The 24795-nt window shown below is 43.8% G+C and carries 24 protein-coding genes and 1 pseudogene; 21 read left to right on the top strand and 4 right to left on the bottom strand.

Annotation, left to right across the window (positions count from 1 at the left end; translation table 11 throughout):
* The first annotated feature begins 123 nt into the window (after positions 1-123).
* The 10 genes from moaA (at position 124) to ABEF84_RS07985 (ending at position 8131) form a co-directional block, all read left to right on the top strand.
* Positions 124-1185, top strand: coding sequence for a GTP 3',8-cyclase MoaA (gene moaA, locus ABEF84_RS08030; RefSeq protein WP_034587166.1), 1062 nt, complete (start codon positions 124-126; stop codon positions 1183-1185).
* A gap of 1 nt (position 1186) precedes the next feature.
* Positions 1187-1453: a MoaD/ThiS family protein gene (locus ABEF84_RS08025; protein ID WP_034587168.1), complete on the top strand. Its 267-nt coding sequence runs from the start codon at positions 1187-1189 to the stop codon at positions 1451-1453.
* A 1-nt stretch (position 1454) separates the two neighbouring features.
* Positions 1455-2015 carry a molybdenum cofactor biosynthesis protein MoaE gene (locus tag ABEF84_RS08020; RefSeq protein ID WP_034587170.1) on the top strand — a complete coding sequence of 187 codons (561 nt, stop codon included), beginning with the start codon at positions 1455-1457 and terminating at the stop codon, positions 2013-2015.
* A 57-nt stretch (positions 2016-2072) separates the two neighbouring features.
* Positions 2073-2996, top strand: coding sequence for a bifunctional molybdenum cofactor biosynthesis protein MoaC/MoaB (gene moaCB / locus ABEF84_RS08015; RefSeq protein WP_034587172.1), 924 nt, complete (start codon positions 2073-2075; stop codon positions 2994-2996).
* Positions 2993-4243, top strand: coding sequence for a molybdopterin molybdotransferase MoeA (locus tag ABEF84_RS08010; RefSeq protein ID WP_347454110.1), 1251 nt, complete (start codon positions 2993-2995; stop codon positions 4241-4243). Before moaCB ends, ABEF84_RS08010 begins: the two co-directional genes overlap by 4 nt.
* 17 nt (positions 4244-4260) lie before the next feature.
* Positions 4261-5013: a molybdate ABC transporter substrate-binding protein gene (gene modA / locus ABEF84_RS08005; protein ID WP_052127909.1), complete on the top strand. Its 753-nt coding sequence runs from the start codon at positions 4261-4263 to the stop codon at positions 5011-5013.
* Positions 5014-5025: 12 nt separating this feature from the next.
* On the top strand, positions 5026-5712 hold the full coding sequence (gene modB, locus ABEF84_RS08000) for a molybdate ABC transporter permease subunit (RefSeq protein WP_034587176.1): 687 nt from the start codon (positions 5026-5028) through the stop codon (positions 5710-5712).
* Complete coding sequence (locus ABEF84_RS07995) at positions 5712-6356, top strand: ATP-binding cassette domain-containing protein (protein ID WP_034587178.1); 645 nt, start codon at positions 5712-5714, stop codon at positions 6354-6356. Before modB ends, ABEF84_RS07995 begins: the two co-directional genes overlap by 1 nt.
* A 97-nt stretch (positions 6357-6453) precedes the next feature.
* A complete protein-coding gene (locus ABEF84_RS07990) occupies positions 6454-7656 on the top strand; it encodes an MFS transporter (RefSeq protein WP_034587180.1) in 1203 nt (400 codons plus the stop codon).
* 271 nt (positions 7657-7927) lie between these two features.
* Positions 7928-8131 carry a hypothetical protein gene (locus ABEF84_RS07985; RefSeq protein ID WP_034587181.1) on the top strand — a complete coding sequence of 68 codons (204 nt, stop codon included), beginning with the start codon at positions 7928-7930 and terminating at the stop codon, positions 8129-8131.
* A gap of 166 nt (positions 8132-8297) precedes the next feature.
* On the opposite strand, the gene ABEF84_RS07980 is transcribed toward ABEF84_RS07985, so the two are convergent.
* Positions 8298-8636 carry a P-II family nitrogen regulator gene (locus ABEF84_RS07980; RefSeq protein ID WP_034587183.1) on the bottom strand — a complete coding sequence of 113 codons (339 nt, stop codon included), beginning with the start codon at positions 8634-8636 and terminating at the stop codon, positions 8298-8300.
* Between the two features lie 185 nt (positions 8637-8821).
* Positions 8822-9685: an IS982 family transposase gene (locus ABEF84_RS07975; protein WP_004679438.1), complete on the bottom strand. Its 864-nt coding sequence runs from the start codon at positions 9683-9685 to the stop codon at positions 8822-8824.
* Between the two features lie 205 nt (positions 9686-9890).
* On the opposite strand from ABEF84_RS07975, the gene ABEF84_RS07970 reads away from it, so the two are divergent.
* Positions 9891-10094, top strand: coding sequence for a hypothetical protein (locus ABEF84_RS07970; RefSeq protein WP_034585199.1), 204 nt, complete (start codon positions 9891-9893; stop codon positions 10092-10094).
* Positions 10095-10102: 8 nt separating this feature from the next.
* Here the strand turns inward: ABEF84_RS07970 and ABEF84_RS07965 are convergent, their stop codons facing one another.
* Positions 10103-10711 carry a MarC family protein gene (locus tag ABEF84_RS07965; protein WP_034585197.1) on the bottom strand — a complete coding sequence of 203 codons (609 nt, stop codon included), beginning with the start codon at positions 10709-10711 and terminating at the stop codon, positions 10103-10105.
* Positions 10712-10739: 28 nt separating this feature from the next.
* Entirely contained in the window at positions 10740-12776 is a 2037-nt protein-coding gene (locus tag ABEF84_RS07960; RefSeq protein ID WP_160255607.1) for a choline transporter, read from the bottom strand.
* A 271-nt stretch (positions 12777-13047) separates the two neighbouring features.
* Between ABEF84_RS07960 and betI the strand changes: the two genes are divergently transcribed.
* From betI to ABEF84_RS07915, 10 genes and pseudogenes are all read left to right on the top strand, one after another.
* Positions 13048-13626, top strand: a complete 579-nt coding sequence (gene betI / locus ABEF84_RS07955) for a transcriptional regulator BetI (RefSeq protein ID WP_005235723.1) — start codon at positions 13048-13050, stop codon at positions 13624-13626.
* 21 nt (positions 13627-13647) lie between these two features.
* Positions 13648-15123 (top strand): betaine-aldehyde dehydrogenase, encoded by a 1476-nt coding sequence (gene betB / locus ABEF84_RS07950; protein ID WP_347455849.1) that lies wholly within the window; start codon positions 13648-13650, stop codon positions 15121-15123.
* 10 nt (positions 15124-15133) lie between these two features.
* Positions 15134-16789: a choline dehydrogenase gene (betA, locus tag ABEF84_RS07945; RefSeq protein WP_034585192.1), complete on the top strand. Its 1656-nt coding sequence runs from the start codon at positions 15134-15136 to the stop codon at positions 16787-16789.
* A gap of 127 nt (positions 16790-16916) precedes the next feature.
* Positions 16917-17687: a hypothetical protein gene (locus ABEF84_RS07940; RefSeq protein ID WP_034585190.1), complete on the top strand. Its 771-nt coding sequence runs from the start codon at positions 16917-16919 to the stop codon at positions 17685-17687.
* A 355-nt stretch (positions 17688-18042) separates the two neighbouring features.
* The gene (locus ABEF84_RS07935) at positions 18043-20244 is read left to right on the top strand and encodes an OsmC domain/YcaO domain-containing protein (RefSeq protein WP_034585187.1); all 2202 of its coding nucleotides are present in this window, start codon (positions 18043-18045) and stop codon (positions 20242-20244) included.
* 222 nt (positions 20245-20466) lie between these two features.
* On the top strand, positions 20467-21465 hold the full coding sequence (locus ABEF84_RS07930) for an acyl-CoA dehydrogenase (RefSeq protein ID WP_347455848.1): 999 nt from the start codon (positions 20467-20469) through the stop codon (positions 21463-21465).
* A complete protein-coding gene (locus tag ABEF84_RS07925) occupies positions 21453-22247 on the top strand; it encodes a PIG-L family deacetylase (RefSeq protein WP_347455847.1) in 795 nt (264 codons plus the stop codon). The genes ABEF84_RS07930 and ABEF84_RS07925 overlap by 13 nt, the downstream gene beginning before the upstream one ends.
* Positions 22165-22638: pseudogene (locus tag ABEF84_RS15630) on the top strand (class I SAM-dependent DNA methyltransferase); the annotation flags it as partial. The gene ABEF84_RS07925 and the pseudogene ABEF84_RS15630, both read left to right, overlap by 83 nt.
* A gap of 15 nt (positions 22639-22653) precedes the next feature.
* Positions 22654-23355, top strand: a complete 702-nt coding sequence (locus ABEF84_RS15625; RefSeq protein WP_404798883.1) for a glycosyltransferase — start codon at positions 22654-22656, stop codon at positions 23353-23355.
* Positions 23356-23568: 213 nt separating this feature from the next.
* Positions 23569-24783, top strand: coding sequence for an MFS transporter (locus ABEF84_RS07915; RefSeq protein ID WP_034585183.1), 1215 nt, complete (start codon positions 23569-23571; stop codon positions 24781-24783).
* Positions 24784-24795: the final 12 nt, after the last annotated feature.

Here is a 24795-nt window from a genome sequence, read left to right as displayed (position 1 = left end):
TCTGCGCAAAAGTGGAACACTTATTGCAAATCAACCTTAAAGAAATCGCAATTTAATAGGGCATAGATCAGTAAAACACTTGCTTAAAAACACAGTGAATGATCCCGCCTCATGGAACATGTAATGAACCGCATTCAACCTTTGCAGCAAACTGAACTGGTTCCAGTATTTCAGGACCAGTTTGGTCGTAACAAGCGCAAACTGCGTATTTCCGTGACGGATCGCTGTAATTTTAAATGTGTTTATTGCATGCCCGAGCATCCAGAATGGATGAAAAAGCACGATTTACTCAGTTTTGAAGAACTCTATCATTTTTGTGAATTCATGGTTCGCCGTGGTATCGAGCAGATCCGGATTACCGGTGGCGAACCGTTAATGCGCCAAGGCGTAGTGCATTTTATTGCCGAATTACAACAACTGAAAAAAATCGGCCTAAAACGTATTTCCATGACCACGAATGGTCATTATCTCAAACAATATGCAGCAGAGCTCAAACAGGCTGGTCTGGATGATCTGAATATCAGCCTGGATAGTCTGGATACTGAACAATTCGAACAGTTAACCGCAAAAAAACTGCAGCCTGTCTTAGAAGGCATTCAAGCTGCACAGCAAGTAGGATTTTTAATCAAGATTAATGCGGTGCTGATTAAAGGCAGCAATGACAACCAGATTTTGCATTTGGCGCACTGGGCCAAACGCGAAAACGTCGAACTGCGTTTTATCGAATTTATGCCCTTAGATGGCGACCAGAACTGGTCAAGTGATCATGTGGTTAGTGAGCAGGACATTCTGGATCAATTGGCCACAGAATTTGAAATCAAGATTGGACAAAGCCAAGGCGCTAATCCAGCACGGACTTATCAGATTGATAACATGCCGATCGGGATTATTTCCACCATTACCAATTCATTTTGTGGCAGCTGTGACCGACTACGTCTCAATGCCCAAGGTGAATTTTTTAACTGCCTATTTTCAACTCAAGGCCTGAAGCTGAAAGACAGTATCCAGCAGTTACGACAGCAATCCCTATCAGCCGAACAAATCCTGCAACAACAGCTGCAAACCTACATCTGGAACAAAGCTGCTGGTTTTCATGCCATCCAAGCTCAGCAAAAACAGTTCAATCTAGAACCTAAATCCAATCCGAATTTCCGAAAAATCAGTATGCATATGATAGGAGGCTAAGATGACCACAGAACTTCAATCATCGATCACCGTCAAAATCGAATCTTTCGGTGCGATCGAACGTCAGTTGCCTCAAGACTTAACCGTGCAATGTCAGGCTGACAGTCTGGTGGCGGATGTATTGTATAAAGTCGTGCAATCCTTTCCTGAAGCCTACAACCTGTTAGAACGCTGTGCCTGTGCCATTGGTGAAGACATCATTTCCCGCCAGACCAAATTGAACCGAGACAGCACGTTAGTGTTGCTCTCACCGGTAGCAGGAGGCTGAAATGAAACTAAAACAGTTTGCCCGTATTCAGGACACCCCATTGCAACTGGATGTTTTTGATGGCATTCAGCATTTTCCTGAATGCGGTGGTATCGGCATCTTTGTCGGAACGGTACGCAACCATCATGAAGGTAAAGCGGTCAAAGCGTTGAAATATACGGCTTATGCGCCTGTGGCTGAAAAGATGATTCGCCAGATCGAACAGGAAATTCAGGCCAAATATGGTGTGTCCTATGTCCGGGTGGTACATCGGATTGGTTCACTGGATATTGGTGATACGGCAATTATTGCCATGGCCTATGCACCACACCGCCGCGAAGCTTTTCAGGCTTGTGAAGAGGCAGTGGAACGGGTCAAACACGAAGTGCCAGTATGGAAAGAAGAATTCTATATGGATGGCACAAGCCAATATGTCGAAGGCTGCTGTATCCGTCGTGACGATGAGGCAATGCTTCACCATCATGCTGAACACTCACATACCCATAGCCATGCCTGTACGGATGCACATAAATCGAAACAATTGTCTCTGAACTCGATCCAGCCAAGTGTTCCTGTTTATTAGTGGCCGCTATACATTAATTTTGAACAGATAAATGAAAAGATGAGAGAAGGATAAGCCATGAAAGATGTCGGAATGAAGCCGGAAAGTTACCGTACCGCGATTGCCACTGGGATTCTGCATGCGCCGCCACACTGCATCGAACTGCTCCGTAATGGCAATACTGACAAAGGCGATGCCTTAAAAACCGCACGTATTGCCGGAATATTAGGGGCCAAACGTACTGATGAGCTGATTCCTCTTTGTCATCCACTACCAATTTACCGGGCTGATGTGGAATATCAGCTGGAAGAAGCTCATGTGGTGATCACAGCTGTGGTGGAAACGATTGGTCCAACCGGGGTGGAAATGGAAGCACTCACTGCTGTCAGTCTGGCAGGATTAACCCTGTACGATATGCTGAAACCGCATTGTGAGCCTGAAGATCTTTGTCTGGATCAAATCAAACTTGAGAAGAAAAAAGGTGGTAAATCTCATTTCACGCGTGTTTTGAAAGCGCCTTTACCCGCTTCTGTGATTGTGCTGTCAGATACCGTGGCTTCTGGAAAGAAAGCCGATACTGCGGGACAAAACGTCGTGGACATTCTGGAAGAAGCCAATTTTGGTTATATCCAATATCAGGTGATTCCAGACAGTCCAGAACAGCTCAAAGCGCTCATTGAACAGCAAAAAAATGATTATCCATTGATCCTGACTGTCGGTGGTACTGGACTTGGACCAAAAGACCTGACCGTAGAAACCATTCAGCCATTATTAACCCGTGAAATTCCGGGACTAATGGAAGCTGCCCGTAGCTTTGGTCAGCGCCGTACGCCGTATGCTGCCTTAAGTCGTGGAGTTGCAGGGTATATCGAAAACAGTTTAGTGCTCACTTTGCCGGGCAGTCGCCAAGGGGCTAAGGAGTCTCTCATCGCCATTCTGCCTGCACTAGTACATCTGTTTGACGTGCAGAAAAATATTCCGCATACAGGAGGCTATCAATGAACCATGCAGTGAATGCTACAGTGCATTCCGCCTGTGGCAGTGAACCCGGCCTGATTTCTGTGGATCAAGCCTTGCAAATGATTCTGGATCATACGGATCATCTCGGGACGGAAATACTGCCACTCAGTCAGGCATTGAATCGTTTCGTTGCCGAAGATGTCTATTCAGAAATTCAGCTGCCGATGTTTTCGCAAAGTGCCGTAGATGGCTATGCCATTTGTATGGATACAGATATGCCATCTCGCAGCACTTTTGAGCTGATCGGTGAAATCCGTGCCGGGCAAGTCGCTAATTTTGAACTGCAACCGAGGCAGGCCGTACGTATTTTTACTGGTGCGAAAATCCCTAAGCAAACCACGACAGTCGCACGTCAGGAAATTGTGCAGTTTGACGGTTCATCCATTACTTTGACCGAAGCTTTGCGACTGGATGCCGATGTCCGTAAAGCCGGTGAAGAAATTACCATTGGACAATGTCTAGCCAGCCAAGGACAGCAGCTTAGCATTGGGACTATTGCTGCCTTAAGCATGGCAGGTGTACGTGAAGTATCCGTTTATCGCTATCCCAAAATTGCGGTCGTCATTACTGGCGATGAAGTCGCCGAAACAGTTGAAGACCTGAATTCCGGCAAAATCTTTGATGCCAATGCGCCTTTGATTCAGGCCTGGTTTCAGTCCAGAAACCAGCAAGTCGATATTCTGCATGTGGCTGATACAGAGCAGGCAGTCTGTGATTTATTTACAAATCTACGCGATCAATATGATTTGATCCTGACCACAGGCGGCGTATCGGTTGGCGATTATGATTTTGTCCGTCCGGTGGCACTAAAACTGGGTTTTGAACAAATCTTCTGGAAAGTGAAACAGAAACCGGGCAAGCCAATGTTTTTTGCCAAGTCAGAACGATCCGAGCAAGGCACATGTTATTTACTAGGGCTGCCGGGTAATCCGGGCGCAGTCTATGTCGGAATGCAAATCTATGTAGCGACTTTGATGGATGCTTTACAGGGCCAAAAGCTGTTACCGCAATGGTTTAATGGGGTAATTAGTCATGATCTGAAAGCGGATAGTCGGGAACGATTGTTACGCATGGTCGCCAGCTTTGAAACAGGAATACTCAAATTGTCCAGCTTGCCAAAACAGCAGTCACATATGTTGAGTAACCTGATGCAGGCCAATTGCCTGGTGCGGATTCCAGCCCATCAAAACATACAGTCAGGGCAAGTATTACAGGGCTTATTTATTTAATTTACGTTGGTTCAGTCTTGAAGAATATATTTTTCAGTTTGGGGGTATGCAGCCTAATACCTGTTGCTGAGGCGGGAACGGTACGAATTTATGCCGCAGCTAGCTTGACCAATGCCGTGACGGATATCGTGCAGCTATTTGTCAAACAACATCCCCAAGTGAAAGTTGTCCCTGTGTTTGGGGCTTCTTCAGCCCTCGCAAGACAGATTGAAGCGGGCGCACCGAGTGATATTTTCTTTTCAGCCGATCAGGACTGGATGAATTATCTTGTAAATAAGCAAAAGGTGGTTAAAGCACAGGTCAAGCCTCTGTTGAGCAATCAGCTGGTTCTGATTAATCCCATTTATTCCAAGCAAAAATTCCAGGCCAGTCCTCAATTTAATTTTGCACAGTCCTTTCAGGGGCATTTATGTACCGGGCAAATGGAGTCGGTGCCGGTTGGGAAATATGCTAAACAGAGTTTAAGCAAACTCAATTGGCTGCACAGCCTGAATGGCCGAATTGTCGGAACTGACAATGCCCGTGCAACTTTGGCTTTGGTCGAGCGTGGTGAATGTCAGGCAGGGATCGTTTATAAAACCGATGCATTGCAAAGCAAGAAAGTCAAAATTGCCGGTATCTTCCCACCCCATAGTCACAGCCGGATCGTTTATCCAATCGCAGTAACCCAATTGGGGATTCGAAATGCTGATGCCATGAAACTAATGCGCTTTATGAGTCATCATGCCAAAGCCAGAGAAATTTACCAGCATTATGGTTTTAGATTCTAGGATGGGTCCAGCATGCTAACGCCAGAGGAACTGAATGCACTGTATCTGTCCGCCAAAGTCGCTGGCTTTGCGACAGTGATCTGTTTGCCTTTTGCTATCCTGCTGGCCTGGGTTCTGGCACGTTATGAATTTCGCCTGAAATATATTGTGGAAGCACTGCTGCAAATGCCGATGGTGTTGCCACCTGTGGTGCTGGGCTATTTATTATTGGTCGTTTTTGGTGGCAATGGCTGGATTGGACAATGGTTACAGCAGTGGGGCATACAACTAGCATTTAACTGGAAAGGGGCTGTGCTAGCAGCGATGATCGTGGCTTTCCCACTCATGGTGCAGCCCATCCGTTTATCTTTTCAGTTGATGAATCCACAACTGGAGCAGGTTGCCAGTTCATTAGGGGTTCATCCCTTCAAAGTCTTCTGCAGTATCAGTCTGCCACTGGCTTTTCCCGGTATTCTGATTGGCAGCATTCTATGCTTTAGCCGCAGTCTGGGTGAATTTGGTGCCACCATTACTTTTGTTGGCAATATTCCCGATGAAACCCGCACTATTCCCATTGCAATCTATTCATTGTTACAACAACCGGATGGTGAGCAAATAGCGTTGCGGCTGGTATTGTTGTCTCTTGGGCTGGCTTTTGCCGCTTTGCTGGCAAATTACTGGATCATGCAGAAATACCAGCGAAAAATTCAGGAGTGCTAATGCTGCAGTGTGAGTTTCATTATCAAAATAAAAACTTTAGTTTGGATGCAGCCATCCAGATGCAACATTCGGTATTAGGCATTATTGGGCCATCCGGTGCAGGTAAAACGACCTTTTTGAAACTGCTACTTGGACTCTATCAACCACAAACAGGCTTTATTCATTTAAATCAACAGATCCTGACAGATACAAGCCAGAAAATTGATCTTCCAATGCATCAACGTAAAATCGCTTTGGTGTTTCAGCAAGTGATGTTATTTCCACACATGAATGTGCAACAGAATCTGCTGTATGCCAAAAACTGGGGCAAACTGAAACAGAGCAAATTCCATTTAAATGAAATTGCGAAGTTGCTGGAAATTGATCATTTATTAGAACGACGGGTGCAACAATTATCAGGAGGTGAAGCACAACGTGTTTCCATCGGTCGGGCACTGTTATCTAGCCCTGAATTACTCTTACTTGATGAACCACTCACAGGATTAGATAGCAAACTGAAACAGCAAATCCTGCCTTTTTTAGCCCGAATCCGGGATGAAATTCAGGTGCCGATGATTTATGTGACCCATCATCATGAGGAGTTAGAACAGCTAGATGCAGAAATGATTGAATTAAAAGATCATCGCTTGAGCAATTTGCCGTAATGAATGATTTGAAAATACGAAAAAATAGAAAAATAAAATAAATTTCAAGTAATTTGGCTTAGCGTATAATCTTCAGCCATTACCGAATACGACATGGATGAATATGACGGATACCGCACAGGCCGAAGTAACGCAGTCTGCCTCAAAAATGGTTTTACCCATTGTTTTTGCTGTTGCCCTTGCACATTTTCTCAATGACCTGATTCAAGCCTGTTTACCAGCGATCTATCCTTTGCTGAAAACCAATTATGACCTGAGTTTCGGTCAGATCGGCTTAATTTCTCTCGTGTATCAATTGACGGCTTCTTTATTGCAGCCTTGGGTGGGCTTCTATACCGACAAATATCCAAAGCCTTATTTGCTACCGATCGGTATGGGTTTTACCTTATTTGGAATTTTGCTATTAGCTCTATCGCAGAGTTTTGCAATGTTGCTAGTTGCTGCTGCGATTATCGGGATCGGTTCTTCGACTTTTCATCCAGAAGCATCCCGAGTCGCGCGTATGGCATCAGGTGGCAAGCTCGGCACTGCACAATCGGCCTTTCAGGTGGGTGGCAATAGTGGTTCTGCGGTAGGGCCTTTACTGGCTGCACTGATTATTATTCCCAATGGTCAGGCATCTTCAGCATGGCTAATGCTGTTTGCTGCTTTTGGAATATTTGTGCTGTTTAAGGTTAGCCGCTGGACCATTACAAATAGTCAGACACAACTAAAAAAGATGGGTAGTACAGCAGCGGCTAAACTGCAGGGAACCACTTTAGTACGTGCGCTTGGTGTCATTGGTATCCTGATGATCGCCAAGTTTACCTATACCGTAAGCATCAGCAACTATTTTACTTTCTATCTCATTGATAAATTTGGCATCTCAATTCGAGATGCACAATTATATCTATTTGCCTTTTTAGGTGCCGTGGCAATGGGTACTTTCTTTGGTGGCCCAATTGGTGACCGGATTGGCCGAAATGCAGTGATCTGGTTTTCCTTTTTGGGCATGGCACCATTTGCCTTACTCATGCCGTATGCCAATTTATTCTGGACCTGTATCTTTTCAATTTTTGCAGGCCTGATTTTATCTTCAGCATTTTCTGCCATGGTGGTTTATGCCCAGGAAGCAGTCCCAGGTCGTGTCGGAACGATTGCTGGACTGATGTTTGGTGTGATGTTTGGCATCAGCGGGATTGCAGCAGCCGGATTAGGTTATGTGGCAGATCATACCAGCATCGCGTGGGTCTTCCAGTTATGTTCATACCTGCCATTATTAGGCATATTGAGCTTCTTCCTGCCTAAGACGCAAAAATAAAAATAGCATTTGAACGATCTTCTGAATGTAGATTGTGCCTGTTTAAAACCTCAAAGATCATTCATCTTTGAGGTTTTTTATTATTTCATCTGAATTTTATAAAAGGAAAGATAGGCAAAAATATGTGATTGATATTGCATTGTTTTATTTAATAAAGAATATGCTAGATTATAGTGAATAAAATATGATCAAATTTAAGAATTGGAATAATAATTGCTTGATATAAAACAAACAAAATCAGTTCAGTAGTTAAAAAGTTGGAGGGTGAGCGATGAAAGTAAGAATAATATCTACTCTCGCATTTTTAGGTAGCATTTCCATGTTCACGACAGTCAGTATGGCGGGCGAGGGTGGTTTGCATTTTGCTGAAAAAAATATTGCCAAAGCTGCAGAATACCAGGAGAAAAAGAAAGTGACGGTAACAGATGCCGAGGTTTTACAGGCCAAAACTGTTGAGGCTAAAATTCAAAACTAAAGATTTAAAAGATTTGATTTTTCATTTATTCAGAATAAAGCTCACTGCATCATGAGATGGGTGAGCTTTTTAGTAAATTATTGGTCTATATCGAAGTGAAATATAATTTATTTAGCTTCATGAACCACACTTGAATAAAGATAGATTTTAGGTTTAAACAAACATCTTAAAGTGCTGCTACGCCAGTCTCACTGGTTCTGATTCGCACCACCTGTTCAAGCGGAGTGACAAAAATCTTGCCATCACCGATTTTATCAGTACATGCCGCTTTAATAATGCCTTCAATCACCTGATCGACTTTTTCATCTGGGACGGCAACTTCTACTTTTACTTTTGGAAGAAACTCAACGCTATATTCAGCGCCACGATACATTTCAGAATGACCTTTCTGGCGTCCGGCACCTTTGACTTCAGTGACTGTTAAACCATGAATATCATGATGAGAAAGCTCAGTACGTACATCATCGAGTTTGAATGGTTTAATAATTGCTGTTATTAATTTCATCTCGATCTCCTTGGCTTATTGTAATGATTTAAAAATAGGTGATGGATGAAGAATAAGCAATGATATTATTTTTCAATTCATATGAAATTAAATGGATTTATGTATTTGATTTATAACTTTTCATAATAGTTAAGCTTAATCATCAGCGTTTTAAAATTTGAGTATCTCGGATGACTATCTATTACTTAACCTTTTAGCATATTTTGGAAAGTTGGCTTATTGGGGTTCAAACAATAAGCCACTACAGCAGCCATGATATTCACCATGAAGTTATTTACCGAACGATGACGTGAATGTTCAAGTTGATGTAAATTTTTTAATTGATCATTCACTGTTTCGATCAATCCTCTTCTGCAAAGTAATTGTTTTTCTTCTTCAGTTTGGATGGGTTTATTTTTCATATTCCGACGTGATGGGGTCAATATTTTCAGTCCTCTTGCTGCTAAAGCTTCGGCTTTTGCTTTGCTCAAATAGCCTTTGTCTCCGAGTAGGATCCCTTTTAATTCTTGAGTTAAAGATTCTAATATAGCAACATCATGAACATTTCCCGATGTCAGCTTGAGATTAATAATTTCACCTAAATTATTGATAACGAGATGTAATTTAAAACCATAAAACCAACCCGTACTACTTTTTCCACGACCGGCCAAGCCTTTAAATACACGATGCCTTTTAATCCGAAGATTATGGCAAACTACCAATTTAGTGGAGTCAATGATACTGATTCCCGTATCTTTTCCTTTCACCTGATGGAAGAAGCTACTCAGAGCTTGCAAACAACGGGGCATGATTTCAATAAATCGGTTGTAGCTAAGCAGTTTAGGAAAAGCAGATTTCCAGAATGGAACGATCATTTGGCAATAAAAATATTTGAAGAATCTAAAACCGGATTGATGAAATAAAATGACAATGGTCATTGCTTCAGACAAGCTTAAAGCTGACTTTTTCAACCTGGTTTTTTGATTAGAAATTAAAGCTTTCTCTAAAGATTCATTAAATTTTTTGCAGAAATCATCCAAAATACAAAATAATTCGGTAATATGATCCATTGAGAAGCCTTGTTTTATAACATTTTGTCTTGAGAACCAATATGTTACAAAAACAGGGCTTTTTTTCTACTCTTTTTTTATATCGAACTCAGGTTACTTAAATAAATCCGTTTCAAACCACAAATTTTCATTTACCAGACTTCAACAGCACATGATTTATAGTGTTTTAAAATAAAATCAACTGTTTGATGATATGTTGAAATGAATGAGAGTAAATACCAAGAAATTAACCGCTAAATTGCTCACGGCACATTGGACGCGTGAGCAGGACATTATTCTAATCGAAAATAATCACTTGCCGATTGAACAGCTCAGTGAAATGCTGAAATGCAGCCAAGAAGATATTATGGCGCGCCGAAAAGTCTTGGGATTGGTGACACGCAACAAGCAGTTAAGACGACTTTTATAATGATTAAATTATTTCTGTATGATGCCACTGACACCTGTCACAATCATATCAATGGCGATGGTTCCGATTAATAGTGCTGCGACACGACCAACGATATCGACATAAAGGTCAATATAATTAGAATATTTGTGCTGCATATGATCATGCAGATACTTCATCAGGATCAGTAAGCTACAGGTTAAAAATAAAGTGAAAAAGATCACCAGAATGGTTTGCATTAAACTGAGCTGAATCCCGGTAATCACGGAAGCCGAAATGGTGCCGGGACCGATCATAAACGGCATGGCAATCGTACCCGCCAGATGACTGGGCGCTCCACGCATCACACCAATCGTATCAGCACCTTCAAAGACATAACGATAGCCAATCACCAGAAAAATAATACCGCCAAAAATCTGGAAGGACTCAAACCGTACATGCAAGACTTCATTAAAGAAGGCTTCACCGGTTTTTGCAAAAATGATGAACACAATAAAGCTGATCAGACTGCCCTGAATCAATGCCATGTTGAATACTTTTGCGTCGGAATTACGGATAATTCCGAGCATATAGATACTCATCAGAAAAGGGTTGAGCAGGGAGAAAAACAGGGCAAATGCATTCAAACTTTCTGACATCATTCAGTCCTTCCGTAGTTGAGATATCCTAGATTTCACGGTCCGGGAACAGCGGACGTTTACCTGGGCTGATCCGGTTAATATGCAGATACATCATATGGCGTTCATATTTATCCAGGATGTCATTGATCACCTGTTCCTTACTATAACCGACCAGATCGTTGCCCTGAGAGCCTTCAAACAGATAACTTTCCAGACGATAGTAATAACGTTTGGTTCGTTTACCCCGTGAACTGAAATTTGGCGTGTCATAGCGTACCGGCCATATTTCATAGACAAAGTTTTCTTCTTCATCCAGCTGAATGGTGAGATCCAGATGATACAGTTCAGGTTCTTCCTCAAGCGGTTTTTCCTGAATATTTACTTGAATGCCTTTGTCAATTAACTCGGTTGCAACGGCCTCAATGGCTGGTTTGCAAACATTATCCAGCATGGTTCGGGTCTGGGATAGGCTTGGATGCAGCATGACCCGGCTCAGACGCTTCTTCCAGTTCAGGATATCCACATTACCGACCACAGGCGCAGCATTCAGACTGGTACTGGCCTGCCGAAAATCCTCCAGACGCAAGGACTTATACAGTCCGGCCATCACAAAGAAAATCACGAAACTAAAAGGCAGACCCATAATAATCGTGGTGTTCTGTAATGCTGTCACGCCATTCGCCATGAGCATTGCCAAAGTTAGCAAACCGATAGCAATGGCCCAGAACACACTGAGCCAGCGCGGTGAATCATGCTCAATATTAGTGAATTTAGTGGTGAAGTTCCCCAATACCAATGCCCCTGAATCCGCTGAAGTCACATAGAACAGCAAACCTGTAATGGTGGCGACACCTGCGAGAAATGTGAAACCTGGATACTGTGCTAGCAGGTCATAAAAACCATGCGCTGGATTTTCTAAAACAGTTGTCGCAAGCTGAGTATTACCATCAAAAATCACGCTGTATAAAGCACTGTTACCGAAAATAGACAACCAGGTCAGGGTAAATAACAGAGGAATAACTAAAGTCCCGGTGACAAATTCACGAATAGTACGACCACGGGAAATACGTGCCAGGAACAGACCGACAAAAGGCGACCAGGCAATCCACCATGCCCAGAAGAACAGCGTCCAGCTATTCATCCATTCTTTAGGCTGCTCAAAAGGAAAACTGCTTAAAGAGAGTTTCGGGAACTGGCTGAGATAATCACCAAAATTCTGAATTAGAGCCGCTAATAAAAACTCTGTATTTCCCATAAAGAGAATAAAGAGCAGCAACCCGATTGATACATAGATATTAATTTCAGACAGAACCCGAATACCTTTATTGACACCCGCAGTCACGGAAATAATAGTAATAATGACTGCAACACCAATTAATGCAGTTTGAATCCAGATATTTTCCGGCAAGCCGAACAGGACATGCAGACCGTAGTTCAGCTGAACCACACCAATACCGCAGGTTGTGGCAATACCAAAAATCGTACCGAGTACTGCAGCGGTATCTACTGTATGGCCAATTGGGCCATTAATTCTTTTTCCAAAAATAGGATAAAGCGCAGAGCGAATTGTCAGCGGTAAATTATAGCGATAACTGAAATAACCCAACGCAACCCCAATCAGCGCATACATGCTCCAGCCGGTCAGACCATAGTGAAACAGGGTCCAGACCATGGACTGACGTGCGGCTTCAAAGGTTTCAGCTTCACCCACTGGTGGACTCATATAGTGCGACAGAGGTTCAGCGACCGAGAAGAACATCAAGTCAATCCCGATCCCGGCTGAGAACAACATGGCCGACCAGCTCAGCAGGCTGAATTCGGGTTTAGAATGTTTGGGACCAAGCTTGATTTCGCCATAACGTGAGCAGGCGATAAAGACTATAAAAACCAGATACAGCGTTGCCGCCAGCAGGTAATACCAGCTAAAGGTACTACTGACCCAGTTTAAAATATTAATAATGACTAGATTGGCTTGTTCATTAAATAAAATCGTGATGATAGAAAACAGCAGAATAAGCGTCGCCGAACAATAAAAGACTACCTTATTCAGACTATCTTGCACCTCTTCGTTTTTCTTTTGCATAAATCTCTGACCATCGTTTTTGTTGCCGGATGATCTACAGTGCAGTGTGATTTAAAAGCAAAAGTTGGCCCTAAAGCTTCCTTGTTTTCGTGAATTACAAACTTTTGCAAATCCAAAACAAACTGCGCTGTACATCAAGGGTGAGCTGGCAGTATAATTTTTATTAATTGAACGTTCAATTAAAAAAGCGTTTATGAATTGTTACATCATTCAGCTATTTGCATTAGCAGAATGATTTTTTATTGCTACATCCGTTATTCAGGTTAGTCCTATGCCAAAAGTTGGTATGCAACCGATCCGTCGTCAGCAACTGATCGATGCCACCTTAGCTGCAGTCAATGAGCTAGGTTTTGCAGAAGCTTCAATTAGTCAGATTGCTCAGAGGGCAGGTGTCTCAACCGGCATCATAAGTCATTATTTTCAAGGTAAAAATGGGTTAATTGAAGCCACAATGCGTTACTTATTGCAGCAATTAGGTAAGTCTGTTGCTGAAATCAAGTCACAGGTGAATGACGCCCCTGAACAACGCTTACTGGCGATTGTGCGTGGCAATTTTACTGCTCCACAAACGGATAAAGCGGCCATGAAGGTGTGGTTGGCTTTTTGGGCCAGCAGTCTGCATCAGCCCGATTTACATCGTTTACAGCAAATAAACCATTACCGCTTACATTCCAATCTTAAATATGAATTCATGAAAAAGCTGAGTAAGGATCAAGCTGAGAAGGCAGCACAAGGTCTGGCTGCACTCATTGATGGATTCTGGCTAAGAGGTGCTTTAGTAAGTGGCGAAATTGATCCAGAACTGCCGATTGAACTGTGTAGTGAATATATCCGGCAACAACTCAAATAACCAATCTGCGAGGGAATTCCATTGACAACATTCAAACTGCAACGTCCTTATATCCATGGACAATATGTCGATGCAACGTCCAATAGCACGTTTCAAACTATTAATCCTGCCACCGGTGAAGTCCTGGCTGAAGTGCAGGTCTGTTCAAAAAATGATATTGATCGTGCGGTTGAATCTGCACAGCAAGGACAAAAAATCTGGGCAGAAATGACCGCGATTCAACGTTCGCGCATCTTGAACAAGGCAGTCGCCATTTTACGCGAGCGCAACGATGAGCTGGCAAAATTAGAAAGTCTGGACAGCGGTAAAGCCTTTAGTGAAACATCGACTGTTGATATTACGACAGGTGCAGATGTACTCGAATATTATGCGGGGATTCTACCGGTTCTTGAAGGCCAGCAAATCCCGCTGAGAAGCAGTTCCTTTGTCTATACTCGCCGTGAACCTTTGGGTGTTGTCGCTGGAATTGGCGCATGGAATTATCCGATTCAGATCGCATTGTGGAAATCTGCACCGGCACTCGCTGCAGGCAATGCCATGATTTTCAAAGCCAGTGAAGTTACGCCTTTAACTGCGCTGAAACTGGCAGAAATTTATACTGAAGCTGGTGTACCGCATGGTGTCTTTAATGTGGTTACCGGCAGTGGTGAAATTGGTGGTTATCTGACTTCGCATCCTGATATTGCCAAAGTATCGTTCACTGGTGGCCTTTCAACCGGCAAAAAAGTTATGGCACAAGCTGCAAATTCTAGCCTGAAAGAAGTCACTATGGAGCTGGGCGGAAAATCTCCACTCATTATCTGTGAAGATGCCGATCTGGATCTGGCGGCTGATATTGCCATGATGGCCAACTTCTATAGTTCCGGTCAGGTGTGTACTAACGGTACTCGCGTTTTTGTACCTTTGGCATTGAAAGCAAAATTTGAAGAAAAGATTTTGCAGCGTGTTGAACATATCCGTATGGGTGATCCTCTCGATCCTGAAACCAATTTCGGTCCGGTGTCCAGCTTTGAGCATATGGAAAAAGTGCTGGGCTATATCGAAAAAGGCAAGATAGAAGGGGCGCGCTTATTGTATGGCGGCGGCCGTGCTGAGGATGAACAGTTTGCCCAAGGGGCGTATGTCCTGCCAACCGTGTTTACCGACTGCCGCGATGACATGACCATTGTACGTGAAGAAATCTTCGGTCCAGTCATGAGCATCTTGAGTTATGATACCGAGCAAGAAGCGATTCGCCGTGCCAATGATACCGATTATGGTCTGGCCGCAGGTGTCGTCACACCAGACTTAGTCCGTGCACACCGAATTATTCATCAGGTCGAAGCCGGTATCTGCTGGATTAATACCTGGGGTGAATCACCTGCGGAAATGCCGGTCGGTGGTTATAAGCACTCCGGTGTTGGACGTGAAAATGGGCTTGTAACCTTGCAGCATTACACCCAGACCAAATCGATTCAGGTCGAACTCAGTCCTTTCCAGTCTGTATTTAGCGCATAAGGGGGATTTGATGAATTACGACTATATTATTATCGGTGCGGGCTCTGCGGGTAATGTTCTGGCAGCGCGTTTAACTGAAGATCCAGATACTAAAGTGCTATTACTTGAGGCAGGTGGTCCGGACTATCGTCTGGATTTTAGAACCCAGATGCCGGCTGCTTTAGCTTATCCTTTACAAGGACGCCGTTATAACTGGGCCTACCTGACTGATCCAGAACCCCACATGAACAATCGCCGTATGGAATGTGGTCGTGGTAAAGGTCTGGGCGGATCTTCACTGATTAATGGCATGTGCTATATCCGTGGTAATGCTATGGATCTGGAACAGTGGGCCAGCCTTAAAGGTCTGGAACACTGGAACTATGCGCAGTGTCTACCCTATTACAAAAAAGCTGAAACCCGCGATATTGGCGGCAATGACTATCATGGCGATTCAGGCCCGGTTTCAGTCGCAACGCCTAAGAATGGTAATAATGAGCTGTTTCATGCCATGGTGGAAGCTGGGGTTCAAGCCGGTTATCCACGTACCGATGACTTGAATGGCTACCAACAGGAAGGCTTCGGGCCAATGGATCGTACTGTGACACCACAAGGTCGTCGCTCCAGTACGGCACGTGGTTATCTGGATATGGCCAAAGGCCGGGATAATCTCACCATTATTACCCATGCCATGACCAACCGAATTCTGTTTAATCGCAATCAGGCGATTGGCGTAGAATATTTTGAAGGTCAAAATACCTTACAGCCGATTCAGGTCTTTGCGGATCGTGAAGTTCTACTATGTGCAGGTGCAATTGCATCTCCACAAATCTTGCAACGCTCTGGTGTAGGTCCGGCTGAGTTATTAAAAAGTCTGGATATTCCCGTGGTTCAGGATCTGCCGGGTGTGGGTGAAAACCTGCAAGACCATCTGGAAATGTACTTACAATATAAGTGCAAAAAACCGGTCAGTTTATATCCGGCATTGAAATGGTATAACCAGCCCATGATTGGCGCAGAATGGCTATTCCTGGGCAAAGGCATTGGCGCCAGCAACCAGTTTGAAGCCGGAGGCTTTATCCGTTCTTCGGATGAGTTTGAATGGCCAAACATCCAATACCACTTCCTGCCAGTGGCGATTAACTATAATGGGACCAATGCTATTCATGAGCACGGTTTCCAGGCCCATGTCGGTTCTATGCGTTCACCATCTCGTGGTCGGGTTCGCCTGAAATCCAAAGATCCATTTGAACATCCAAGCATTCTGTTCAACTATATGAGCACTGAACAGGACTGGCGCGAATTCCGGGATGCTATCCGTATTACCCGTGAAATTATGCATCAGCCCGCCCTGGATCCCTATCGTGGTGAGGAAATCAGTCCGGGCAAAAATCTGCAAACTGATGCAGAAATTGATGAATTTGTTCGTAATCATGCAGAAACAGCGTATCATCCGTCCTGTAGCTGTAAAATGGGTGAGGATGATATGGCAGTTGTCGATGGTTATGGGCGTGTGCATGAGATGCAAGGCCTACGTGTCATCGATGCTTCAATTATGCCGCTTATTATTACAGGCAACCTCAATGCAACCACGATCATGATGGCTGAAAAGCTTGCAGATCATATCCGTGGCAAGCAGGCATTACCTGCTTCTACAGCGCCTTTCTACCGGGCCCCACGCGCTTAAGTCATGGCTATATTCCTGTTGCTTATTGCATCAAGGAATATAGCGAAATTTATTTTTACCCAAAGCTGGATAGGGCTGTCATCGGTTTCAGTGTTATCCATTCTTTGCTTAATATAATTTATATTTTATGAGAATTTTCAAACAAACAGTCCTTTTCGGCTGTGCTGCTGTTTCTAGTGTTTATTGTTTTGCAGATGATGCAGAAGCAAAAAAAATTGAAACCAGTGGAAACATCAGTGTAGTTTCTAAATACATCTCCCGTGGTCTGACCAATGCGCCAGAAAATGATGACGTTGCCTTACAGGCAGCGCTGAATCTGGCTTATGGTAATTTTTATGTCGGTTACTGGGGCTCAACCTTAGGTTATTCCTATCCGGAACTGGAAGGCAAGAAGTCACATCGTCGCGATAAAGTCGAACATGATTTTATCGTGGGCTATACCTATAGCAGTGAAAACTACGACTGGAATTTTTGGGATGCGACCTACTATTATCCGGGTGGCAGCCATACCACTTCAAATGAATTAGGTTTGAATGTAAGTCGTGCACTGAATGACAAGACCAGTGTTACAGCAGGTGTATCGACCTATTTATATGATGTCGCCTATGCCAATCAAGGTGATACTTTTTATACCCTGGATCTAACCCATCAGATTAATAACAAGCTTGGTGCGCATGTCGGTGCAGCAGGTGGTTACTTTAATGATGAAGGCAAATATGAAGGTAATGAGCTGGGTAATACCACAAAACAGCATGCTTTCCGTTATGCAACTGCCGGATTGAGTTATGAAGTTGCGCCGAAATTGACCTTGTCTGGTGATTATATCTTCGGTGGTTATGACCGTTTTGGTGATAAACAGCGCGATCTCGCTGTGTTTGGTATTGGCTATGACTTTTAATTTGGATCTTTATCTGATTTAAACGACATATCTCACAGCCCATAAAATCCAGTCGGGAACAGCAAGTATCAATAAAAACAGCCTGTTCCCGGCTTAAAGCCAGATTTCCTGAATATTTAATTAACAGATATTTTGATAAATCTGCAGGAAATTCGAGCAAACATTATCAATTTCATAAAATGATTCTATAATAGCGCCCATTCTTACTCGAGCTTATCCTCAAGCTAACTGGTTGAAGGTTTAACCCGGGTTATTTTTATTTTTGAGTCAAATTCTCCTCCGTGATTCGGCTTGTATATTCAGATTTAGCATCTTATCTGTCCGTGGCGGCACATAAGAATATTTAGGTATCCACATGGAAATTAAGGTCAATTATCTCGATAATCTTCGTCAGGAAGCCAAGTTCGATGACTTCACGGTAATCGCCGATCAGCCGATCCGCTATAAAGGTGATGGTTCTGCGCCAGGCCCATTTGATTATTTTCTGGCATCTTCAGCTTTATGTGCAGCGTATTTCGTAAAAGTTTACTGTCTGGCACGTAATATCCCAACCGATAATATTCGTCTGTCGCAAAACAATATTGTTGATCCGGAAAACCGTTACAAACAGATATTCAAAATTCAGGTTGAACTGCCAGCTGATATTTCTGAAAAAGACCGCCAAGGCATTTTGCGTTCAATCGACCGTTGTACTGTGAAAAAGGTAATCCAGACCGGTCCTGAATTTGTCATTGAAGAAGTCGAAAGCATTGATGCTGATGCACAGGCCTTGCTAATGCCAAACTTGGCTTCTGGTCAGAGCACCATGATTCCGGGTAAGGACCTGCCGCTGGAAGAAACGATTGCCAATATGTCTGGCATTCTGGCTGGTCTGGGCATGAAGATCGAGATTGCTTCGTGGCGTAATATCGTGCCGAATGTCTGGTCGCTGCATATCCGTGATGCACAGTCACCAATGTGCTTTACCAATGGTAAAGGCTCGACCAAAGAGAGTGCACTGGCATCGGCGCTGGGTGAATTTATTGAACGTCTGAACTGTAACTTCTTCTATAATGACCAGTTCTGGGGTGAAGACCTGGCCAATGCCGAGTTTGTTCATTATCCAGATGAAAAATGGTTCCAGCCAGGTCCAAATGGCGAATTGCCAGCTGAAGTTTTAGATGACTACACCCGTGAAATTTACGATCCGGAAGGTGAGTTACTGGGTACACATTTATATGACACTAACTCAGGTAATAAAGCACGCGGCATCTGTTCACTGCCATTTGTGCGTCAGTCTGACAGCGAAACCGTATATTTCCCATCGAACCTGATTGAAAACTTATACCTGAGTAATGGTATGAGTGCCGGTAATACATTGGCAGAAGCTCAAGTACAATGTCTGTCTGAAATCTTTGAACGTGCGGTGAAACGTGAAATTTTGGAAGGTGAATTGACCCTGCCAGATGTACCAGAACATGTACTAGCCAAATATCCAAAGATTGTTGAAGGGATTAAAGGTCTGGAAGAACAGGGCTTCCCGGTACTGGTCAAAGATGCCTCATTAGGCGGTCAATTCCCAGTCATGTGTGTCACCCTGATGAACCCACGTACTGGTGGGGTATTCGCTTCATTTGGCGCACATCCAAACTTTGAAGTAGCACTAGAACGCAGTCTGACTGAACTGCTACAAGGCCGTAGTTTTGAAGGCCTAAATGACCTGCCACGTCCGACATTCAGCTCAAATGCTGTGACCGAGCCAAATAACTTTGTAGAACACTTTATTGATTCCAGCGGTGTAGTGTCTTGGCGTTTCTTTAGCAGCAAAGCGGATTATGAATTCGTGGAGTGGGACTTTACCAATAACGGTCAAAACAGCAATGCCGAAGAAGCTGAAGCCATGCTGAACATCCTGCAAGATATGGATAAAGAAGTATATATGGCGGTTTATACGCATCTGGGAGCAACAGCCTGCCGTATTCTGGTACCGGGTTATTCAGAAATCTATCTGGTGGAAGATCTGGTTTGGGACAATACTAACAAGGCGCTGTTATATCGTGAAGATATTCTGAACCTGCATCGTCTGGATGATGAACAGCTGGAAGCACTGGTTGAACGCCTGGAAGAAGCAGATGAAGATGATTACACCGAGATTCGTACCCTGATCGGGATTGAATTTGACGAAAATACCGAATGGGGTCAGCTGACCATTCTGGAACTAAAACTGCTGATCTATCTGGCTCTACAGCAATTTGAAGAAGCCAAAGATCTGGTAGAACAGTTCCTGCAATACAATACCAATACGGTAGAACGTGGCCTGTTCTATCAGTGCATGGATGTAGTACTTGAAGTACTGCTCGATGATGAGCTGGAACTGGAAGATTTTGAACCGAACTTCCGCCGAATGTTTGGTGACGAACGTATGAATGCCGTCATTGGTTCGGTTGAAGGCACTGTCCGTTTCTATGGCCTGACTGAAACCAGCATGAAACTGGAAGGTCTGGACCGTCATTTACGTCTGATCGACAGCTACAAGAAACTGCACGCAGCCCGTGCCAAGTTTGTTGCACAGCAATAATACTGTCTAACCTTAACCAAAAGACCGTCTCTCTGGAGGCGGTTTTTTTATGGGTGAAAAATCCCTTTATTTACAAATCCGACAAATTTCTGACAGAAACACTACAGCGTTTAGTCCTGAGTATAGGCATAAAATAATTCATAAAACAGTCATTTAAACCCTAGATTTAATGCGATGTCAGGGTAATAAAAGCGTGATAAAAATATTGAATGAGGAAAATTCATGTACCTCAAACAGCTGATCGACCAATTAAAAGCAGACTTTGATCCTACTGCAAACGAGCTTGAGCAGCAGATTGATCATGCCTTGTATCAGCTGATTCAGCATAGTGCTGAAGTGCCATATCCGGGTGAAGGACAAACCTTAAAACGTTGGAAAATCCTGAGTCAGGTGGCAGCAATTGATCTAAGCCTGGCTAAAATTTTTGAATCACATCTGGATGTACTGGCGATTCTGCATGAACTGCATGCAGGCCCTGAGCAGATAGTTGGACTCGCCGCAATCTGGGCAGCAGAAGGTGGTCCTGAACCATTAGAGCTGGAACATGGGCTTCTTTCCGGGATTAAACCTTGGTGTTCGGCAGCTGAACAGGTACAACAGGCATTAGTAACTTATCGGGATGAAGAAGAACGTTCTCAGCTGTTGTTAGTCGATATGACTCAGGATGGCATTGAGATTGATACCAGTGCCTGGCACGCCGTCGGGATGCAATATACCCAGACTGCTGCAGTGACCTTCGATAAAGTTCAAGCCAAACTGATTAGCAAACCCAATTACTACTTAGATCGTGCCGGATTCTGGCATGGCGCAGCGGGTGTGGCTGCCTGCTGGTATGGGGCAACGGCGAAACTGGCAGGTTTTCTTAAACAGGCGATGCAACATCAATCCAATGCGTTCAGGGAAATGTATTTGGGTGAGGTGAGCAGTAAGCTATATGCCTCACAAGCCTTATTTTATGAAGCTGCAAAACAGATTGACGCTGACCTTAAACATAGCCATGAACTGATAGTTCGATCTTTGCGTGCCGAGGTCGAAAATACTGCACTAGCCGTATTAGAATTGACAGGAAAAGCCTTGGGTGCAGCACCGTATTGTCAGCAGGCAGATTTTGCCCGTTGTGCAGCCGATCTGCCAGTGTTTATCCGGCAAAGCCATGCTGCTTTTGACCTGCAAAGGATCGGACAACTTTCCATGGGGGATGCGCCGTCATGGGCACTTTAAAACATCCAATCGTTGAGGACCGCATCATTCAGGGCGAAGGCACGGCGTTAGAAGAATGGCAGCAAAGCCAGCAACTCGCTAACTTAAAGCTATTTGACTTCACTTCTATATTTCCAGTGAATCACCGAATCTGTATTATCGCGCCACATCCGGATGATGAAATTATGGGATGTGCTGGCATGATCCAACAGCTGGATGCTGCGGGTTATGAAATTGTCCTGTTTGCTGTGACTAATGGTACAGCCAGCCATCCAAATTCCAGCCTGTATACACCTGAACAACTGGATTTGATCCGCCCACGAGAAAGCCTAAATGCCTTGCAAACCCTGAATCTCTCTAAACCTGTTCAACGGATTGCCCTCAATATTCAGGATGGAGAAGTCGCCCAGCAGCGTGATCAGCTGGCAGCTGCCTTAAAACAATATTTGAAGTCCCATGATATTTTAGTCACGGCTTTTGAGTATGATGGTCATCCGGACCATGAAATTACTGGGCAGGTATGTAAACAAGTGTCAATCGAGATGTCTTTAAAATGCCTGCAAGTTTTAATCTGGGCATGGCATTGGGCAAATCCGGAAGATGCACGCATTCCATGGCATAAAGCCTTAAAACTAGAACTTAGTTCACGTCAATTAAAGCTCAAATCAAAAGCAATGCAGTGCTTTAAAAGCCAGTTAGAGCCAGACTTGAGCACAGGCAATGATCCGATCGTGTCAGCCAGTGCATTGGAACGCTTATTACAGCCTTGGGAGGTTTATATTTATGACCAAGGTTGTATATAAGCATGACTACTTTGCTGAACTATACCGTGAAAATAATGGTGATCCATGGCGTTATGAACAACGCTGGTATGAACAGCGTAAACGTGACATCACGTTGGCAGTATTACCACAACCTTCATTCTCAACAGGAATTGAAATAGGTTGTAGTAACGGTGTGCTGAGTTCCGAACTTGCGAAACGTTGTGAATATTTAATATGTATGGATGCTAATCCAACGGCGATCCAGTTGGCCAATCAACGACTCACACATGATCATGTAAAAGTAGTGCAGGGGATTGTGCCACTGGATTTACCTGAGCAGCAGTTTGATCTCATTGTCGCCAGTGAAGTGCTGTATTACCTGGAAGAACAGATTCTGCAGCAGTTAATCTACTGGGTGAATACACATTTAAGTCCCAATGGTTGCATTGTAGCCTGTAATGAAGAGCTGGAAATTGCAAATTGTCTACAAGCTTTGGAACGAGCACGCCAGTATTTTTACCAGCATCAATCCCAGACCAAAAACATTGATATTGAAATCTTAGTCGTACTGGATAGCTGTACTGATCGAACTTTAGAAATCATCAAGACTTATAATGTTTCAATGATAAGTTGTACCTATCGCTGTGTGGGGCAAACGCGTGATTTAGGGATACGTTATCTCATTGAACAAGGCTGTGACTGGATTTGCTGTACTGATGCGGATTCCCGAGTGAGCTTGGACTGGTTTACCAGCATGCTAAAACATCAGCCGACACATGTGATCTGCGGAGTTGTCGAAATTGCAGAATGGCAACACCTGAGTGATGCAACCCGTCAAGATTACCTTTCTCATTATCAGGATCGGACGGGCCACCGACATATTCATGGTGCCAATTTATGTTTCCGGGCATCCAGCTATCTGGCTTTAGGCGGCTTTAAAGCGATGCCATGTCATGAAGATGTTGATCTGGTCAAAAGGGCTGAAAAAATCGGACTACATATTAGCTGGTCGAATCAGCTGCGCGTCATCACCAGCAGCCGTTTGAACTCACGTGTAGATGAAGGCTTTTCCCGCTTCCTGCGGGTGATTGAACAGGAAAATCTGCATGAATATTCATCTGAATCTGCACTCAGAAAAATTGTCTGAAATTTTTTGAAACTTTATTTTTTCATGAATCATAGGCTTAACAATTTAGCCTGATTTTGCTGATTAAAAACTATTCCATTTCGCATAAAACTGCTTATAATTCATCCGAAATAAGCCTCATGTACTAATACATTTCAAGTATAAGTACATGAGGTTTTTCTATGGATCAACGGTTAGGGATGCCGCACTGATTTACTTAATGGTTCATGCGATATGTATTTATTACCTGCTTCTGTTCGTGCGCTTCCACGTTCTCAATGGCAACGCATTGCGACTGCATTATGTTTCTTCGCTCTAGGCTTTAGCACAGCAGCCTGGGCACCGTTGATTCCATTGGTACAGCAGCGCCTGAATCTGTCACACTCAGATTTTGGAGTGTTACTGCTGGGTGCAGGTGTAGGTTCAATGATTGCAATGCCATTGGCTGGCCGTCTGGCACACCGTTTTGGTTGCCGTCCGGTGATTGCCACTGTGCTGGCAGCTTTTGCTGTCATTCTGCCGGCATTAGCATTAAGTCCATCTAAAGGTGTACTCGCTGCAGCATTATTTGCGTTCGGTTCGAGTGCAGGTGCACTGGGTGTTTCAGTCAACCTGCAGGCCATTAAACTGGAAAGCCAGCAACGTAAAAGTATGATGTCATTGTTCCATGGTATCTGTAGCTTAGGCGGTTTGGCTGGTGTATTAGGCATGACAACTATGCTTGGCTTGGGTTTAGCTGTTCCATTAAGTGCACTGGTGATCAGCCTGAGTATTATGCTGGTGATGATGCTAGCTGTACCTTTCTGCCTAAAAGCAGAAGCTCCTGCGACTGAAACTACACAGGTAAGTAAAGTTGAAGAAGAAAAGCATCGCCCTAGCTTTGCCATTCTGTGCATGGGACTTATCTGTTTTATCGCTTTTCTGTCTGAAGGCGCAGCGATGGACTGGAGTGGAATTTACCTGAATACTCAATTTAAAGTAGAAGCATCTCAGGCAGGTTTAGCGTATAGCTGTTTCGCAGCTTTAATGGTGGCAGGCCGTTTAAGTGGTCACCTGATCATCAAATTCTTTGGTGAAAAGAATACCATTTTGTACAGTGCAGCATTGGCGGGTCTAGGTCTGTTAACTGTGGTATTTGCACCAGTCTGGTATGTGGCTTTGATCGGCTATGCAATTTTGGGTCTAGGCAGCGCCAACATCGTACCTTTGATGTTCTCGCGTGCCGGACGTCAACCAAACATGCCTAAACATATTGCTTTATCATATGTTTCGATCTTTGCTTACACCGGTTCGCTGCTTGGACCTGCACTGGTCGGCTTTGGTAGTGAAATGATTGGTTTAAGTCATGTATTCTTTGTGATTGCAGTTGGCCTGATCGGGATCACTGTGTTGAACCAGATGAGTTCAGCACCGGCAACTGCAGCAGAAAAAACACAAACACCAGCTTAAAGCTGGTGTTTT

This window comes from Acinetobacter sp. ANC 7912 (genome assembly GCF_039862785.1).
Lineage (GTDB): Bacteria > Pseudomonadota > Gammaproteobacteria > Pseudomonadales > Moraxellaceae > Acinetobacter > Acinetobacter thermotolerans.
Note: the sequence above shows the minus strand (reverse complement) of the source record. Positions and strands in the feature narration are given on the sequence as shown.

Excerpts from the sequence above, each read along its gene's own strand:
- moaA (WP_034587166.1), top strand. The coding sequence starts at position 124 with ATGAACCGCATTCAACCTTTGCAGCAAACTGAACTGGTTCCAGTATTT.
- ABEF84_RS08025 (WP_034587168.1), top strand. The coding sequence starts at position 1,187 with ATGACCACAGAACTTCAATCATCGATCACCGTCAAAATCGAATCTTTC.
- ABEF84_RS08020 (WP_034587170.1), top strand. The coding sequence starts at position 1,455 with ATGAAACTAAAACAGTTTGCCCGTATTCAGGACACCCCATTGCAACTG.
- moaCB (WP_034587172.1), top strand. The coding sequence starts at position 2,073 with ATGAAAGATGTCGGAATGAAGCCGGAAAGTTACCGTACCGCGATTGCC.
- ABEF84_RS08010 (WP_347454110.1), top strand. The coding sequence starts at position 2,993 with ATGAACCATGCAGTGAATGCTACAGTGCATTCCGCCTGTGGCAGTGAA.
- modB (WP_034587176.1), top strand. The coding sequence starts at position 5,026 with ATGCTAACGCCAGAGGAACTGAATGCACTGTATCTGTCCGCCAAAGTC.
- ABEF84_RS07995 (WP_034587178.1), top strand. The coding sequence starts at position 5,712 with ATGCTGCAGTGTGAGTTTCATTATCAAAATAAAAACTTTAGTTTGGAT.
- ABEF84_RS07990 (WP_034587180.1), top strand. The coding sequence starts at position 6,454 with ATGAATATGACGGATACCGCACAGGCCGAAGTAACGCAGTCTGCCTCA.
- ABEF84_RS07985 (WP_034587181.1), top strand. The coding sequence starts at position 7,928 with ATGAAAGTAAGAATAATATCTACTCTCGCATTTTTAGGTAGCATTTCC.
- ABEF84_RS07980 (WP_034587183.1), bottom strand. The coding sequence starts at position 8,636 with ATGAAATTAATAACAGCAATTATTAAACCATTCAAACTCGATGATGTA.
- ABEF84_RS07975 (WP_004679438.1), bottom strand. The coding sequence starts at position 9,685 with ATGGATCATATTACCGAATTATTTTGTATTTTGGATGATTTCTGCAAA.
- ABEF84_RS07970 (WP_034585199.1), top strand. The coding sequence starts at position 9,891 with ATGAGAGTAAATACCAAGAAATTAACCGCTAAATTGCTCACGGCACAT.
- ABEF84_RS07965 (WP_034585197.1), bottom strand. The coding sequence starts at position 10,711 with ATGTCAGAAAGTTTGAATGCATTTGCCCTGTTTTTCTCCCTGCTCAAC.
- ABEF84_RS07960 (WP_160255607.1), bottom strand. The coding sequence starts at position 12,776 with ATGCAAAAGAAAAACGAAGAGGTGCAAGATAGTCTGAATAAGGTAGTC.
- betI (WP_005235723.1), top strand. The coding sequence starts at position 13,048 with ATGCCAAAAGTTGGTATGCAACCGATCCGTCGTCAGCAACTGATCGAT.
- betA (WP_034585192.1), top strand. The coding sequence starts at position 15,134 with ATGAATTACGACTATATTATTATCGGTGCGGGCTCTGCGGGTAATGTT.
- ABEF84_RS07940 (WP_034585190.1), top strand. The coding sequence starts at position 16,917 with ATGAGAATTTTCAAACAAACAGTCCTTTTCGGCTGTGCTGCTGTTTCT.
- ABEF84_RS07935 (WP_034585187.1), top strand. The coding sequence starts at position 18,043 with ATGGAAATTAAGGTCAATTATCTCGATAATCTTCGTCAGGAAGCCAAG.
- ABEF84_RS07930 (WP_347455848.1), top strand. The coding sequence starts at position 20,467 with ATGTACCTCAAACAGCTGATCGACCAATTAAAAGCAGACTTTGATCCT.
- ABEF84_RS07925 (WP_347455847.1), top strand. The coding sequence starts at position 21,453 with ATGGGCACTTTAAAACATCCAATCGTTGAGGACCGCATCATTCAGGGC.
- ABEF84_RS07915 (WP_034585183.1), top strand. The coding sequence starts at position 23,569 with ATGTATTTATTACCTGCTTCTGTTCGTGCGCTTCCACGTTCTCAATGG.